Genomic DNA, 14,260 nt, shown 5'->3' with positions numbered 1-14,260 from the left:
CGGAATTGCGTCGAGGATAGCATGCGAGAGCGTGATGAATTTCCGCTGCCGCCCTCGCAGCAGCGCACTTTTTCAGCGCGCCGGATCGGCGGCGAAGACCGCGCGCACGCGCTCGAGGTCTGCGGGAGTATCGACGCCGGGCCCCGGCGCGACATGGCTGACGTGCACCGCAATGCGATGCCCGTGCCACAGCGCGCGCAGCTGCTCGAGCGCTTCGGTGGCCTCGACGGGCGCAGGCGTCAGCGAAGGAAAGCTGCGCACGAAGCCGGCGCGGTAGCCGTAGATGCCGATATGCCGCAGCGGTGCCGGTGCGGGCAGCACGGAAGGCGGCGCCCCGTTGGCGGAACCGTCGCGCCACCACGGAATGGGCGCACGGCTGAAGTACAGCGCGTTGCCCTGCGCATCGAGCACCGCCTTCACCACGTTCGGGTTCAGGAAGTCGTCGAGCGAGTCGATCTCGTGGGCCGCCGTGCTCATGGCGGCTTCCGGGTGGGCGGCCAGCGCGGAGGCCACGGCGTCGATGAGCGCAGGGTCGATCAGCGGCTCGTCGCCCTGGACGTTGACGACGATGTCGCTGCCGTCCAGCCCCAGTTGCTCGCAGGCTTCGGCCAGGCGGTCGGAGCCGCTCGGGTGGTCCTGGCGGGTCAGGATGGCTTCCACGCCATGCCTTGCGCAGGCCTCGACGATGGCTGCGTCGTCGCCCGCCACCACCACGCGCGCGGCGCCGGATTGGCTGGCACGCCGGGCCACGCGCACCACCATGGGCAGGCCGGCGATGTCGGCCAGCGGCTTGTTGGGCAGCCGCGTCGAAGCCAGCCGGGCCGGCACCAGGACGGTGAAGCTCACAGCCCCAGCTCTTCGTCGGACAGCGTGCGGGCCTCGTTCTCGAGCAGCACGGGGATGCCGTCGCGCACCGGATAGGCCAGGCGTGCGCTGCGCGAGCAGAGCTCCTGCTTCTCCGGGTTCCAGGTCAGCGGGCCCTTGGTGACGGGGCAGACGAGCAGTTCAAGCAGCTTGGTATCCATCGAGCGATGATAGCTTTGCGTCGAGCGCCGCGAAGAATTCCGGCGAGGGTGCGAAGTCCAGCGGCACTGCCAGCGCGTCGGGGGCCCTGGGCCACAGCTTGACGGCATCTTTTTCGGTGCAGACGAGGCGCTGCCCGGTGCCGGCGGGGCGCTGCCAGCCCTCGAAATCGTAGTGGTCCGGCAGGGCGATCGTCCCGGCAAGCGTCAGCCCGCGCGCCCGCAGCATGCCGAAGAACGCTTCGGGCCGCGCAATGGCCGCCAGCGCGATCAGCGGTTCGCCGGCGAGGGCCTCGAGCGGCGTGCGTTTGCCGTCGCTTGCCACGGCGTTTTGTGCAAGCGCACGGGTGGCGGTGTAGCCGCCCTTGAAGGCGGGACGTTCCCCGCTGTGGAGCACCAGGTCGCACGGGCGCGGCCAGCGCTCGCGCAGCGGACCCGCGGGCAGCCGCCAGCCGTTGCCCACGCCGCGGTCGTCGAACACGCAGATCTCGATGTCGCGCGCCAGCGCCAGGTGCTGCAGGCCGTCGTCGCTCACGATGACCTGCGTGGCCGGGTGCCCCGCGAGCAGCGCGCGCGCGGCCTCGATGCGGCGCCGCGCCACGAACACCGGTGCGCCGGTGGCGCGGCGAATCAGCAGCGGTTCATCGCCGACATCATGGGCGTTGCTCTCGGCGAGTACTTCGCGGCAGTCGCCGGTGCGGCGGCCGTAGCCGCGCGACACCACGCCAACCTGTAGCCCGCGGGCCTGCAGGTGCCGCACGACCGCCATCACGACCGGCGTCTTGCCCGCGCCGCCGGCAACCACGTTGCCGACCACGATCACCGGCACCGGGACGCGTTCGGTCCTGTGCCATCCCATCCGGTAGAACCAGCGCCGCAGCCCGAAAAGCGCCGCGTAGAGCAGCGACAGGGGCCACAGCAGGCAGGCCAGCGCGCCGCGATGCAGCCAGGCGCGCTGCAGCCGCGAGGCCGGCACAGCGATCGGGCCGGTGGTGCCGATGGTGCTGCGGCCCTGCGACGGCACTCAGTGCCCTGCTTGCTGCGCCGACGACTGGGCTGCGAACGTGATCTGCACCAGGCCCACGCGGCGAGCGGCTTCCATCACCGTGATCACGGCCTGGTGCGGGCTGCTGGCGTCGGCGCTGATGATGACCACGCTGTCCTTGCCGCCCGTGGCGGCCGCGCCCAGTGCGGCGGCCACGGTGTCCACGTTGCGGTCGGCCACGGGCTTCTTGTTGATCGAGTAGCGGCCGTCGGCGGAGACCGCCACGATCACTTCCTTGGGATAGTCGCGCTGCGAATCGACGTCGGCCGTCGGCAGCCGAAGCTGCATTTCGGTGAACTTGCTGTAGGTGGTCGACAGCATCAGGAAGATCAGGATGACCAGCAGCACGTCGATGAACGGGATCAGGTTGATCTCCGGCTCGTCGCGCGCACCGTGGCGAAACTGCATGCGGCCGCGGCTCATGGCAAGCCTCCGCGAGGCGGCGTGGCGCAGGCAGTTGCAAGCGATGCGAAGCCCATCATTTGCGCAATGCGTTCAAATGGCGCGCGAAGCGCTCGCCCGACAGTTCGAGGTTCAGCAGGTATTCGTCGACCCGGCTGCGGAAATAGCGCCAGAAGATCAGCGTCGGAATGGCCACGATCAGGCCGAAAGCCGTGTTGTACAGCGCAATCGAAATGCCGTGCGCCAACTGCGCGGGGTTCCCGGAGCCCACCGCGCCGCTGCCGGGCGACTGCGAGCCGAAGATCTCGATCATGCCGATGACCGTGCCCAGCAGGCCGAGCAGCGGTGCCGCCGATGCAATGGTGGCCAGCGCCGGCAGGTAGCGTTCCAGCTTGTGCGCCACGGTGCGGCCCGAGGCCTCCATGGCGGCGCGCAGGTCGTCCTCGGTGCAGCGCGGATTGGCGTTGAGCGCCCGCAGGCCGGCGGCCAGCACCTGGCCGAGCATCGAATTGCGTTCGAGCTTGGTCACCACGTCGGGCCCCGGCACGGAACCGTGCGACACGGTGATGGCTTCGTCGAGCAGCTTGGGCGGCAGGACCCTCACGGTCTTGAGGCTTGTGAAACGTTCGATAACCAAGGCGAGCGCAATGATCGAACAGGCGAGCAATGGCCAAATCGGCCAGCCCGCGGCAACTATGATGGAAAACAAGGAATCCTCCGGCCCCGTAGACTGCAAATGCGCGGCGATTATCCACCGAGGCCACCATCGCCACGCGGCTTGTTTGCATGTCAGCGAAGACGCACAGATTCTGTGGATAACTTTGTGATTAACCCGCTGCGCAAGTTGTCCGGACCCGCATGGGACGGGCCTCCCGCTAGATCGATTGAATTTTGAGCAGTTCTTTTTCCAATGAAATCAACAGCTTGCACGACAAACCGTGCACCTGTTCCGTGCCCGGACCGCGGCACCAAGGCGGGGCAACCCACTGTGGAAGAGTGGCCGCCGGCCGCGCGGGTGTCCTGTGAACCTGCGTGACTCGAATCCAACGCCGGGCCCGCGGATCTGGGCCGTCGGCGCACTGTGCCGGGCGGTGGCCGACGCGCTCGATGCGCGCTTCAACCCGGTCGCGGTGCGCGGCGAGATTTCCGGCTTCTCGCGCGCGTCGAGCGGACATTGTTACTTCGCGCTCAAGGATTCGTCCGGCCAGCTGCGCTGCGCGATGTTCCGGCGCGCAGCGGGCCTGCTCGATTTTTCGCCGCGCGACGGCGACCAGGTCGAAGTGCGCGGGCGGCTCGCGGTGTACGAGCCGCGCGGCGACCTGCAACTGGTGGTCGAAAGCCTGCAGCGCGCCGGGCAGGGCGCGCTGTTCGAGCAATTCCTGCAGCGCAAGGCGCGGCTCGAGGCCGAAGGGCTCTTCGATCCGGAGCGCAAGCGGGCGCTGCCGGTCATGCCGCGCTCGGTCGGCCTCGTCACCTCGCTCGGCGCCGCGGCGCTGCACGACGTGGTCACGGCGCTGCGGCGCCGCGTGCCGCACATTCCCGTGGTGCTGGCGCCGGCGGCGGTGCAGGGCGCCAACGCGCCGGCGGAACTCGTGCGCGCGCTGCAATCGCTGTACGCACTGGAACCGGCCGTCGACGTGATCCTGCTGGTGCGCGGCGGCGGCTCCATCGAGGATCTCTGGGCGTTCAATGATGAAGCCCTGGCGCGCACCATCGTCCAAAGCCCGGTTCCGCTGATCTGCGGCGTCGGCCACGAAACCGACTTCACCATCGCCGACTTCTGCGCCGACCTGCGCGCGCCCACGCCCACGGCCGCGGCGGAGCTCGTCAGCGCGCCCCAGGCGATGTGGCTCGGTGCGATCGATCTGCTGGATGAACGGCTCGACAGCGCACTGGGTGCGCGCCTCGATGTACTGGGGCAGCGCCTCGACCAGGCGGCAGCGCGCCTGGGCCGGCCCTCCGGGCTCGTGGCGCGCCAGCAGCTGCGGCTCGCGCATCATTCGCAGCGGCTGCGCTATGCGCTGCTGTCCAGGGCCGAGCGCCTGGCCCAGGTGCCGCGCGCGATTGCTGCCGATTTTCCGCTCAGGCTCGAGCGCGCGATGGCGCAGCGGCGCGAGCGGCTGGAACGCGTCGCCCTGCGCCTGCGGCTGCTCGATCCTGCGCTGGTGCTCCAGCGCGGCTATGCCTGGCTCACCGATCCCGACGGCCGCGCGATCGTCAGCGCCAAGAAGCTGAGCCCTGGCGATGCCGTGGTCGCGCGGCTCGCCGATGGTTCGGTCGACCTGGCCGTCGTGCCCGGCAAAACGGGAACGCGTCCGACGCCGGGCGCGTAATTCCTTTCTAGAATCCTTTATTCCCCACAACCAACCCACGAGAAAAAACCATGGAACATGTGCTCCCACCCCTGCCATACGCCCTCGACGCGCTGGCACCCGAGTACTCGAAGGAGACCCTCGAGTACCACTACGGCAAGCACCACAATGCCTACGTGGTGAACCTCAACAACCTGCAAAAGGGCACTGAGTTCGAGTCGATGCCTCTTGAGGACATCATCAGGAAGTCCAGCGGTGGCATCTACAACAACGCCGCCCAGATCTGGAACCACACCTTCTTCTGGAGCTGCATGAAGCCCCAGGGCGGCGGTGCTCCCACGGGCGCGCTGGCCAAGGCCATCGATGCCAAGTGGGGCAACTACGACGCCTTCAAGGAAGCCTTCGTGAAGTCGGCCGTGGGCAACTTCGGCTCGGGCTGGACCTGGCTGGTGAAGAAGGCCGACGGCTCGCTGGACATCGTGAACATGGGCGCCGCGGGCACGCCGCTGACCACCGGCGACACCCCGGTGCTGACGGTGGACGTCTGGGAGCACGCCTACTACATCGACTACCGCAACTTGCGCCCGAAGTTCGTCGAGACCTTCCTGGCCAAGCTGGTGAACTGGGACTTCGCGGCCAAGAACTTCGGCTGAGGAGCCGGGTCCTCCCAATGAGAAAGCCGACCCTCGGGTCGGCTTTTTCGTGGGCCGGAGGCAGGCGGGCGCTCAGCGCTTCGAAGCGGCGAACAGCTCGCCGCCGAGCTTGGTGCCCTTCTTGATGTTCTTCTTGGCGAACCAGCCCTGGTTCATCTCGAGCACGAAGCGCACCGGCTCCTCGGAGCAGTGGGAGTTCTCGGTCATGGGCTGCATGTCGGCCAGGTTGACGATGCGGCCATCGTCTGCCACGAAGGCGGCGGTCAGCGGCAGCAGCGTGTTGCGCATCCAGAAGCACTGGGTGGCCGGCTGGTCGAAAACGAAGATCATGCCTTCGGCCTGCGGCATCTCCTTGCGGAACATCAGGCCGATTTCCCGCTGGCGGGGCGTCTGCGCGACTTGCGCATCGATCTTGTACAGGCCAACGGACAACTGCGTGCGTTGCAGATCGGTCTGGGGCTGCTGCTGGGCCTGCGCGGATCCCATCAGGGCAGCGGCAAGCAGGAGCAGGGCGGCAAAACGCTGGAGCATCGGAAGGCTTCCTTCGAGGGCGGGTTCAAGGGCGCGAGGCCAATAAAAAAATGCCCGCTGATGCGGGCATTTGCCGGTGAGCGTGGAAGCTTACACCTTCTTGGCTGCAGCTGCGTGCGCCTTGGCCACGTGGCGAACCTTGTGCTTCTTGACGGCGTGCTTCATCGGCTTTGCCTTGTGAACGGCGGCAGGTGCAGCCGGTGCGGGGGCGGGTGCGGGCGGAGTTTGCGCAAAAGCGCCGGCTGCGAAGAGACCGGCGACGAGGGCTGCGAGCAGCTTGTTCATGAGACATCCTTTGAAATTCGTTGATATGGACCACCTCCCTTCGGAAGGTGAACATTCAACGCGGCAGCCGCTCATGCCGGTTGACAGCAGTTTCGTTGCCGCAAGCGAAAAAAAAGCGCTCCGTGGAGCGCTCTTTCGTACGGCCTGGGCCGGCTTACTGGGGCGTGCCGCCCTGGGTCGACTTGCGCTTGACGCTGCCATCCTTGTTGCGGCGACGCTGGTCGCGGGTGCTGGCGCGCTTTTCGCCAGCTGCTGCAGCCTTGTCGGCACCGAGTGCGCCGCCTTCGGGCGTCTTGGCGATGTCGCCGGCGGGAGCAGCCACTTGGCCTGCGGGCTTGGCTTCCTTCTTGGCTTCAGCGCGGGCTTGCGGCTTGCTGTTGGTGGCGTTCCCTTGCTCGGGCGTGGTGCCGGTGGGGTTCTGGGCGTAGGCGCCAGCGGCGAACAGGCCAGCGATCATGACTGCGAGAATTTTGCTCATTGATGATTCCTCTATCGAGAATTGGTTGGAAACGCCTCCCGGCGAGCAGAAGGTCAGCCACTAACGAGACCATTGTCTCTTAGGTTGACAAACGCCAGCTGATGGGTTGCGTCTAAAATGTACAGCGATTTGTTCGCGGGCTGTACAGCGATTCCCCATCGCTGTCTGAATTCGCAGACAGTCGTCCGAATTACGTCACTCCCGGAGTCATTCCCCCTCATGTCCAGCTACCAGCACATCAAAGTCCCGGCCGAAGGCCAGAAGATCACGGTCAACGCCGACAACTCGCTCAATGTGCCTGATCAGCCGATCATTCCCTTCATCGAAGGCGACGGCACGGGTCTGGACATCACCCCGGTGATGCTCAAGGTGGTGGATGCTGCAGTGGCCAAGGCCTACGGCGGCAAGAAGAAGATCCACTGGATGGAAGTCTATGCCGGCGAAAAGTCGACCAAGGTCTACGGCCCCGACGTGTGGCTGCCCGAGGAAACGCTGCACGCCGTGCGCGACTACGTGGTGTCCATCAAGGGCCCGCTCACCACGCCCGTCGGCGGCGGCATCCGCTCGCTGAACGTTGCGCTGCGCCAGGAACTCGACCTCTACGTCTGCCTGCGCCCCATCCAGTATTTCGAGGGCGTGCCCAGCCCGGTGCGCGAGCCGCACAAGACCAACATGGTCATCTTCCGCGAGAACTCGGAAGACATCTACGCCGGCATCGAGTTCGAAGCCGAAAGCGACAAGGCCAAGAAGCTCATCAAGTTCCTGCAGGACGAACTGGGCGTCAAGAAGATCCGTTTCCCCAACACCTCGGGCATCGGCGTCAAGCCCGTGTCGAAGGAAGGCACCGAGCGCCTCGTGCGCAAGGCGCTGCAGTACGCGGTGGACAATGACAAGCCCAGCGTCACGATCGTGCACAAGGGCAACATCATGAAGTTCACCGAAGGTGGCTTCCGCGACTGGGCCTATGCCCTGGCGGCCAAGGAGTTCGGCGCCGAGCTGATCGACGGCGGCCCCTGGATGAAGTTCAAGAACCCGAAAACGGGCAAGGAAATCACCGTCAAGGACAGCATCGCCGACGCATTCCTGCAGCAGATTCTCCTGCGCCCCGCCGAATACAGCGTGATCGCCACGCTCAACCTGAACGGCGACTACGTGTCCGACGCGCTGGCAGCCCAGGTGGGCGGCATCGGCATTGCCCCGGGCGCGAACCTGAGCGACACCGTCGCCATGTTCGAAGCCACCCACGGCACGGCGCCCAAGTACGCCGGCAAGGACTACGTGAACCCCGGTTCCGAAATCCTCTCGGCCGAGATGATGCTGCGCCACATGGGCTGGACCGAGGCGGCCGACCTGATCATCAGCTCGATGGAAAAGTCGATTGCCAGCAAGAAAGTCACCTACGACTTCGCCCGCCTGATGGACGGCGCCACGCAAGTGAGCTGCTCGGGCTTCGGCCAGGTCATGATCGACCACATGTAATTGCGCGGGCAGCGGCGCCCCGGCGCCGACCAGCCAAGGCCCTCGAGACCGCCCGGTCTCGAGGGCTTTTCTTCATCCGGCACGGCAAGGCGGGGCCAGGTTGAGAAATGGAACACCTTGCGCCAAATACCCATTTTTTTCCGGGCGGGTGCCGCGTAATATTTACGCTGCAGCGCAGGCGAGAGGCAATTTTTTTGCATCGTCTGTGGTGTCGTGCACGACGCAAGCCCCTTGATTTGTCGAATACGCGCCACCAAGTCTTCTTGCGCCGGCACGGTGCTTGCACGCTCTATAGAATCTTTTTTATGGCAACGAGAATTCCCAAGACTCCCAGCACTCCGCCGGCCCAGAAACCGGCCGGGGACGACGGAGATTCGGTCGTTCTGGAGCGGCGGCCGCAGAAAACCGCGCCGCCCCAGATGTACCAGGTCGTCATGCTGAACGACGACTACACGCCCATGGAGTTCGTGATCGTCGTGCTGCAGGAATATTTCAACAAGGATCGCGAAACCGCGACCCAGATCATGCTCAAGATCCATCTCGATGGCCGTGGCGTTTGTGGGGTCTATTCCCGCGACCTGGCGGCCACCAAGGTCAATCAGGTGATGGAGGCCGCGCATCAGGCCGGGCATCCGCTGCAATGCGTCAGCGAGCCCATCGCGTGAACCAGTTGAATTGCGCGCGCTCAAACCCATCTGAGAATTTATTTACAGCAAGGCAAAAGGAAATCACATGATTGCCCAGGAACTGGAAGTCAGCTTGCACATGGCCTTCGTCGAGGCCAGGCAGCAGCGCCACGAGTTCATCACCGTGGAGCATCTGTTGCTCGCTTTGCTGGACAACCCGAGCGCCGCAGAGGTCCTGCGCGCCTGCTCGGCCAACGTCGACGACCTGCGGGCGTCGCTCACCAACTTCATCAAGGACAACACGCCCCAGGTGGCGGGTACCGACGATGTAGACACCCAGCCGACGCTGGGTTTCCAACGCGTGATCCAGCGTGCCATCATGCATGTGCAGTCCACCGGCAACGGCAAGAAGGAAGTCACCGGCGCCAACGTGCTGGTCGCGATCTTCGGCGAGAAGGACTCGCACGCGGTGTACTACCTCCACCAGCAGGGCGTGACCCGCCTGGACGTCGTGAACTTCATTGCCCACGGCATCAAGAAGAGCGATCCGCCCGAGGCCGTCAAGGGCAGCAGCGAATCGCCTTCGGGCGAGGGCGAAGAGGGCGGCGCCGAAAAGAACGAGAAGGCCTCGCCGCTCGAGCAGTTCACGCAGAACCTCAACCAGCTTGCCAAGGACGGCAAGATCGATCCGCTGATCGGCCGCGAATACGAGGTCGAACGCGTCATCCAGATCCTGTGCCGCCGGCGCAAGAACAACCCGCTGCTGGTGGGTGAGGCCGGCGTGGGCAAGACCGCGATCGCCGAGGGCCTGGCCTGGCGCATCACGCAGACCGACGTGCCCGAGATCCTCGCCGAGGCGCAGGTCTACTCGCTCGACATGGGCGCACTGCTGGCCGGCACCAAGTACCGCGGCGATTTCGAGCAGCGCCTGAAGGGCGTGCTCAAGTCGCTCAAGGACAAGCCGAACGCGATCCTGTTCATCGACGAGATCCACACGCTGATCGGTGCGGGCGCGGCCTCGGGCGGCACGCTCGACGCGTCGAACCTGCTGAAGCCGGCGCTCTCGAGCGGCCAGCTCAAGTGCATCGGCGCCACCACCTTCAGCGAATACCGCGGCATCTTCGAGAAGGACGCGGCCCTGTCGCGCCGTTTCCAGAAGGTCGACGTGGTCGAGCCGACGGTGCAGGAAACCGTCGACATCCTGAAGGGCCTGAAGTCGCGCTTCGAAGAGCACCATGGCGTCAAGTACGCGGTGGCGGCCCTGCAGGCTGCGGCCGAGCTGAGCGCCAAGTACATCAACGACCGCCACCTGCCCGACAAGGCGATCGACGTGATCGACGAGGCCGGCGCTGCCCAGCGCATCCTGCCGGCCAACAAGCGCAAGAAGACCATCAGCAAGACCGAGGTCGAGGACATCGTCGCGAAGATCGCGCGCATTCCCCCGGCCAACGTCAGCAACGACGACCGCGGCAAGCTGCAGACCATCGAGCGCGACCTCAAGAGCGTGGTGTTCGGCCAGGACAAGGCGCTCGAGGTGCTGGCTTCGGCCGTCAAGATGGCGCGCTCGGGCCTGGGCCGCGAGGACAAGCCGATCGGCTCGTTCCTGTTCAGCGGCCCCACCGGCGTCGGCAAGACCGAAGCGGCCAAGCAGCTGGCCTACATCATGGGCATCGAGCTCATCCGCTTCGACATGTCCGAATACATGGAGCGCCATGCGGTGAGCCGGCTGATCGGCGCGCCTCCGGGCTACGTCGGGTTCGACCAGGGCGGCCTCCTGACCGAGGCCATCACGAAGAAGCCGCACGCGGTGCTGCTGCTCGACGAAATCGAGAAGGCGCATCCGGACATCTTCAACGTGCTGCTGCAGGTCATGGACCACGGCACCCTGACGGACAACAACGGACGCAAGGCCGACTTCCGCAACGTGATCATCGTGATGACCACCAACGCGGGTGCCGAGACCATGAACAAGGCGACCATCGGCTTCACCAACCCGCGCCAGGCGGGCGACGAGATGACCGACATCAAGCGCCTGTTCACGCCGGAGTTCCGCAACCGCCTGGACGCGATCGTGAGCTTCAAGGCGCTCGACGAGCAGATCATCCTGCGCGTGGTCGACAAGTTCCTGCTGCAGCTGGAAACGCAGCTGGCCGAGAAGAAAGTGGACGTCACGTTCAGCGACGGGCTGCGCAAGCACCTGGCGAAGAAGGGCTTCGATCCGCTGATGGGTGCCCGCCCGATGCAGCGCCTGATCCAGGACACGATCCGCCGTGCACTGGCCGACGAGCTGCTGTTCGGACGCCTGATCGATGGCGGCCGCCTGTCGGTCGACATCGACGACAAGGGCGAAGTGCAGCTGGACATCCAGCCGCTGCCGAAGAAGGAAGGCAAGTCCAAGCCTGAAGCCGAAGAAGCCGCTGCCGGATAAGGCGGACCAGCAAGGCCGGTTCCGCGCTGTTCCTGGCAGTACCCAAAAGGCCGGTAGCATTCGCTGCCGGCTTTTTTTTGGCCGGAATCTATCCGTACGCAGTTTTACTTTGATCCTCCCCGAGCTCAGTCAGGAATGGAAAACCGGCCTCTCACTGGCCTGGAGCGGCTATATCGCCGTGCTGTCGGTCTGGATCGTGATGCAGAAGCGCGCGCCGGTCTCCACCATGAGCTGGATCCTCTCGCTCGCGCTGCTGCCGTTCGCAGGCTTCGTCATCTACTACTTCCTAGGGCCGCAGCGCCTGCGCAAGCAGCGCGTCAAGCGCCTGCGCAGCCGCGCCAGCGCGCACACGCAGGCCGACCTCGCGCGGCTGCGCGATGCGGCGCAGAATGCGCCACCGGCGCTGCAGCAGATGGCGCGGCTGGGCACCGCGGCCTGCGGGCTGCCGGTGTCCAGCGCGACGGGCGTGGCGTTGCTCTCGGGCGGCGCGCGCACCTTCGACGCCATCTTCGACGCGGTGCGCGCGGCGCGCGACCACGTTCACCTCGAGTACTACATCTTCGAGCCTGACAGGATCGGCACCGCGCTGCGCGACCTGCTGGTGGAGCGCGCCGGCCAGGGCGTGTCCGTGCGCCTGCTGCTCGACGCACTGGGTTCCAAGCGCATCGGCCGCAAGTTCATGGCGCCGCTGCATGCCGCGGGCGTGCAGGTTGCGCTCTTCCACGACACGCGCATCGGCCGCCGCCTGCGCCCGGTGACCAACTACCGCACCCACCGCAAGATCGTGGTGTGCGACGGCCGCGTGGGCTTTACCGGCGGCGTCAACATCACCGACGAGGAAGACAAGCGCACCCGGCCCGACGCCTACCATGACGTCCACCTGCGCATCGAGGGCAGCGCGGTGCGCTGGCTGCAGACCACCTTCCTGGAGGACTGGACCTATGCCACCGGCGAAGACCTGCGCGACATCGACCACCTGATGGGCGCCATGCTGCCGCAGGTCGAGGCCGGCGACATTCCCGTGCAGATCGTGACCAGCGGCCCCGACAACATGCTGGAACCCATCCACCGCATGCACGTGGAGGCGATCCATTCGGCGAGCGAGCGGGCCTGGCTCACCACGCCGTACTTCGTGCCCGGCGAGCCCGCCATGATGGCGCTCACCAGCGCGGCGCTGCGCGGCGTGGATGTGCGCCTGCTGGTGCCGCGGCGCAGCGATTCGGCCATTGTGAGCGCGGCCGCGCGCTCCTATTTCGACGAGCTGATTGCGTCGGGAGTCAAGGTCTGGGAATACAAGGCGCGCATGCTGCATTCCAAGACCTTGGTGGTCGACGACCATTGCGCGATGATCGGTACCGCGAATTTCGACAACCGCAGCTTCAGGCTCAATTTCGAAGTGAGCGCGGTGGTCTACGGCCCCGAGCTGGCACGCCCCCTGGCCGCGCAGTTCGAGACCGACCTGCACAGCTCCGGCGCGGTGCGCGCCCACCGGCCGCAGAGTTTCTGGCGCCGCCTCGGCGACGCGCTTGCACGATTGTTTTCCCCCTTGCTCTGAATGAACCACACCTTTCTCTGGCACGACTACGAAACCTTCGGCGCCGTGCCGCGCCGCGACCGGCCATCGCAGTTCGCCGCCATCCGCACCGACGCCGAGCTCAATGAGATCGGCGAGCCGCTGATGATCTATTGCAAGCCGGCGCCCGACTACCTGCCCAGCCCCGAGGCTTGCCTGATCACCGGCATCACGCCGCAGCTCTGCCTGGAGCGCGGCATTCCCGAGCATGCCTTCGCCGCGCAGATCGAGAAGGCCTTCTCGCAGCCCGGCACCATCGGCGTGGGCTACAACACCATCCGCTTCGACGACGAGGTCACGCGCTTCCTGTTCTGGCGCAACCTGATCGACCCGTACGCCCGCGAATGGCAGAACGACTGCGGCCGCTGGGACCTGCTGGACGTGGTGCGCCTGACCTACGCGCTGCGGCCCGACGGCATCGAGTGGCCGAAGAAGGAAGACGGCAAGCCCAGCTTCAAGCTCGAGGACCTGGCGCGCGCCAACGGCCTGCTGCACGAAGCGGCGCACGATGCGCTGTCCGACGTGCGCGCCACCATCGCGCTGGCGCGGCTCATTCGCGAGCGCCAGCCCAAGCTCTTCGAATTCGCCTTCGGCCTGCACAAGAAGGACCGCGTCGCCAGCGAGCTCGGCCTGCCGGCCATGCGCGAGACGGCGCGGCCTTTCCTGCACGTGTCGGGCATGTTCCCGGTCGAGCGCGGCTGCCTCGGCGTGATGTGGCCGCTCGCGAGCCATCCGACCAACAAGAACGAACTGATCGCCTGGGACCTGGCCCACGACCCCAGCGAGCTGCGCGACCTCGACGTCGAGACCCTGCGCCTGCGCCTGTTCACGCGCACCGCCGACCTGCCCGAAGGCGTGGTCCGCCTGCCGGTCAAGGGCATCCACCTCAACAAGTCGCCGATGGTGGTCGGCAACCTGCGCACGCTGGCGCCCGCCATGGCCGAGCGCTGGAACGTCGACCTTGACGCGGCGCTGCGCCACGCGGCCATCGCGCGCGACCTGCCCGACATGAGCGCCATCTGGTCGCAGGTGTACGCGCGTCCCAAGGAGGCGGTGCCCGATGTCGATGAAGACCTCTACGGCGGCTTCGTCGGCAACGGCGACCGGCGCCGCCTGAACCAGCTGCGCGCGCTGTCGCCCGAGGAGCTCGCCAAGGATCGCACCGGTTTCGACGACGGGCGGCTCGAGGAAATCCTCTTTCGCTACCGCGCGCGCAACTGGCCCGAGCTGCTCAGCTCGGAAGAGGCCGAACGCTGGGAGGCGCTGCGCGCCGCGCGGCTCTTCAAGGGCGAGGGCGGGGCGCGCACCATCGAGATGCTGTTCAGCGAAGTCGATGCGCTGTCCGAAACCGCGGACGAGCGGGGCGAAGAGATCCTGGGCGCACTCTACGAGTACGCCGAGGCCATCGCGCCCGAAGCCTGAGGCG

General features: G+C 66.3%; 15 protein-coding genes. 7 read left to right on the top strand and 8 right to left on the bottom strand.

All coding sequences use genetic code 11. The annotated features are described in order from the left end of the window. Positions 1-72 precede the first annotated feature (72 nt). The 5 genes from kdsB to VPA02S_RS29860 all read right to left on the bottom strand — a co-directional run bounded on the left by kdsB (position 73) and on the right by VPA02S_RS29860 (position 3,178). Positions 73-846: a 3-deoxy-manno-octulosonate cytidylyltransferase gene (gene kdsB, locus VPA02S_RS29880; RefSeq protein WP_062367102.1), complete on the bottom strand. Its 774-nt coding sequence runs from the start codon at positions 844-846 to the stop codon at positions 73-75. After that, a complete protein-coding gene (locus tag VPA02S_RS29875; RefSeq protein ID WP_007836935.1) occupies positions 843-1,025 on the bottom strand; it encodes a Trm112 family protein in 183 nt (60 codons plus the stop codon). The genes kdsB and VPA02S_RS29875 overlap by 4 nt, the downstream gene beginning before the upstream one ends. Further along, positions 1,006-2,022, bottom strand: a complete 1,017-nt coding sequence (gene lpxK / locus VPA02S_RS29870) for a tetraacyldisaccharide 4'-kinase (protein ID WP_174545107.1) — start codon at positions 2,020-2,022, stop codon at positions 1,006-1,008. The genes VPA02S_RS29875 and lpxK overlap by 20 nt, the downstream gene beginning before the upstream one ends. A gap of 24 nt (positions 2,023-2,046) precedes the next feature. After that, complete coding sequence (locus tag VPA02S_RS29865; protein ID WP_026284063.1) at positions 2,047-2,475, bottom strand: ExbD/TolR family protein; 429 nt, start codon at positions 2,473-2,475, stop codon at positions 2,047-2,049. A gap of 70 nt (positions 2,476-2,545) precedes the next feature. Beyond that, positions 2,546-3,178 (bottom strand): MotA/TolQ/ExbB proton channel family protein, encoded by a 633-nt coding sequence (locus tag VPA02S_RS29860; protein WP_012747750.1) that lies wholly within the window; start codon positions 3,176-3,178, stop codon positions 2,546-2,548. Between the two features lie 313 nt (positions 3,179-3,491). Here VPA02S_RS29860 and xseA point away from each other — a divergent pair, with 313 nt between their 5' ends. Together xseA and VPA02S_RS29850 are read left to right on the top strand one after the other, a co-directional pair. Next, the gene (gene xseA / locus VPA02S_RS29855) at positions 3,492-4,802 is read left to right on the top strand and encodes an exodeoxyribonuclease VII large subunit (protein ID WP_062367100.1); all 1,311 of its coding nucleotides are present in this window, start codon (positions 3,492-3,494) and stop codon (positions 4,800-4,802) included. Positions 4,803-4,852: 50 nt separating this feature from the next. Further along, positions 4,853-5,434, top strand: coding sequence for a superoxide dismutase (locus VPA02S_RS29850; protein WP_062367098.1), 582 nt, complete (start codon positions 4,853-4,855; stop codon positions 5,432-5,434). A gap of 72 nt (positions 5,435-5,506) precedes the next feature. Here the strand turns inward: VPA02S_RS29850 and VPA02S_RS29845 are convergent, their stop codons facing one another. The 3 genes from VPA02S_RS29845 to VPA02S_RS29835 form a co-directional block, all read right to left on the bottom strand. Continuing rightward, positions 5,507-5,965 (bottom strand): DUF192 domain-containing protein, encoded by a 459-nt coding sequence (locus tag VPA02S_RS29845; protein WP_062367096.1) that lies wholly within the window; start codon positions 5,963-5,965, stop codon positions 5,507-5,509. A gap of 90 nt (positions 5,966-6,055) precedes the next feature. Next, a complete protein-coding gene (locus VPA02S_RS29840) occupies positions 6,056-6,250 on the bottom strand; it encodes a hypothetical protein (RefSeq protein ID WP_012747754.1) in 195 nt (64 codons plus the stop codon). A 154-nt stretch (positions 6,251-6,404) separates the two neighbouring features. Then, the gene (locus tag VPA02S_RS29835; protein WP_062367094.1) at positions 6,405-6,728 is read right to left on the bottom strand and encodes a hypothetical protein; all 324 of its coding nucleotides are present in this window, start codon (positions 6,726-6,728) and stop codon (positions 6,405-6,407) included. Between the two features lie 219 nt (positions 6,729-6,947). Between VPA02S_RS29835 and icd the strand changes: the two genes are divergently transcribed. From icd to sbcB, 5 genes are all read left to right on the top strand, one after another. After that, positions 6,948-8,207, top strand: a complete 1,260-nt coding sequence (gene icd / locus VPA02S_RS29830) for an NADP-dependent isocitrate dehydrogenase (RefSeq protein ID WP_012747756.1) — start codon at positions 6,948-6,950, stop codon at positions 8,205-8,207. 305 nt (positions 8,208-8,512) lie between these two features. Then, the gene (gene clpS, locus VPA02S_RS29825; protein ID WP_012747757.1) at positions 8,513-8,872 is read left to right on the top strand and encodes an ATP-dependent Clp protease adapter ClpS; all 360 of its coding nucleotides are present in this window, start codon (positions 8,513-8,515) and stop codon (positions 8,870-8,872) included. Positions 8,873-8,939: 67 nt separating this feature from the next. Then, entirely contained in the window at positions 8,940-11,261 is a 2,322-nt protein-coding gene (gene clpA, locus VPA02S_RS29820; RefSeq protein WP_012747758.1) for an ATP-dependent Clp protease ATP-binding subunit ClpA, read from the top strand. A gap of 109 nt (positions 11,262-11,370) precedes the next feature. Further along, positions 11,371-12,816 (top strand): cardiolipin synthase, encoded by a 1,446-nt coding sequence (gene cls, locus VPA02S_RS29815; protein ID WP_012747759.1) that lies wholly within the window; start codon positions 11,371-11,373, stop codon positions 12,814-12,816. After that, the gene (gene sbcB / locus VPA02S_RS29810; RefSeq protein WP_062367092.1) at positions 12,817-14,256 is read left to right on the top strand and encodes an exodeoxyribonuclease I; all 1,440 of its coding nucleotides are present in this window, start codon (positions 12,817-12,819) and stop codon (positions 14,254-14,256) included. The last annotated feature ends 4 nt before the right edge of the window (positions 14,257-14,260 follow it).

The organism is Variovorax paradoxus NBRC 15149 (assembly GCF_001591365.1).
Taxonomy (GTDB): domain Bacteria; phylum Pseudomonadota; class Gammaproteobacteria; order Burkholderiales; family Burkholderiaceae_C; genus Variovorax; species Variovorax paradoxus.
This window is presented reverse-complemented; position numbering and strand designations above follow the sequence as displayed.

What these genes read in the sequence shown, in the direction of transcription:
- VPA02S_RS29850 (WP_062367098.1), top strand. Translation starts at nt 4,853, where the DNA reads ATGGAACATGTGCTCCCACCCCTGCCATACGCCCTCGACGCGCTGGCA.
- VPA02S_RS29845 (WP_062367096.1), bottom strand. Translation starts at nt 5,965, where the DNA reads ATGCTCCAGCGTTTTGCCGCCCTGCTCCTGCTTGCCGCTGCCCTGATG.
- VPA02S_RS29865 (WP_026284063.1), bottom strand. Translation starts at nt 2,475, where the DNA reads ATGCAGTTTCGCCACGGTGCGCGCGACGAGCCGGAGATCAACCTGATC.
- icd (WP_012747756.1), top strand. Translation starts at nt 6,948, where the DNA reads ATGTCCAGCTACCAGCACATCAAAGTCCCGGCCGAAGGCCAGAAGATC.
- VPA02S_RS29875 (WP_007836935.1), bottom strand. Translation starts at nt 1,025, where the DNA reads ATGGATACCAAGCTGCTTGAACTGCTCGTCTGCCCCGTCACCAAGGGC.
- VPA02S_RS29835 (WP_062367094.1), bottom strand. Translation starts at nt 6,728, where the DNA reads ATGAGCAAAATTCTCGCAGTCATGATCGCTGGCCTGTTCGCCGCTGGC.
- clpS (WP_012747757.1), top strand. Translation starts at nt 8,513, where the DNA reads ATGGCAACGAGAATTCCCAAGACTCCCAGCACTCCGCCGGCCCAGAAA.
- VPA02S_RS29840 (WP_012747754.1), bottom strand. Translation starts at nt 6,250, where the DNA reads ATGAACAAGCTGCTCGCAGCCCTCGTCGCCGGTCTCTTCGCAGCCGGC.
- clpA (WP_012747758.1), top strand. Translation starts at nt 8,940, where the DNA reads ATGATTGCCCAGGAACTGGAAGTCAGCTTGCACATGGCCTTCGTCGAG.
- sbcB (WP_062367092.1), top strand. Translation starts at nt 12,817, where the DNA reads ATGAACCACACCTTTCTCTGGCACGACTACGAAACCTTCGGCGCCGTG.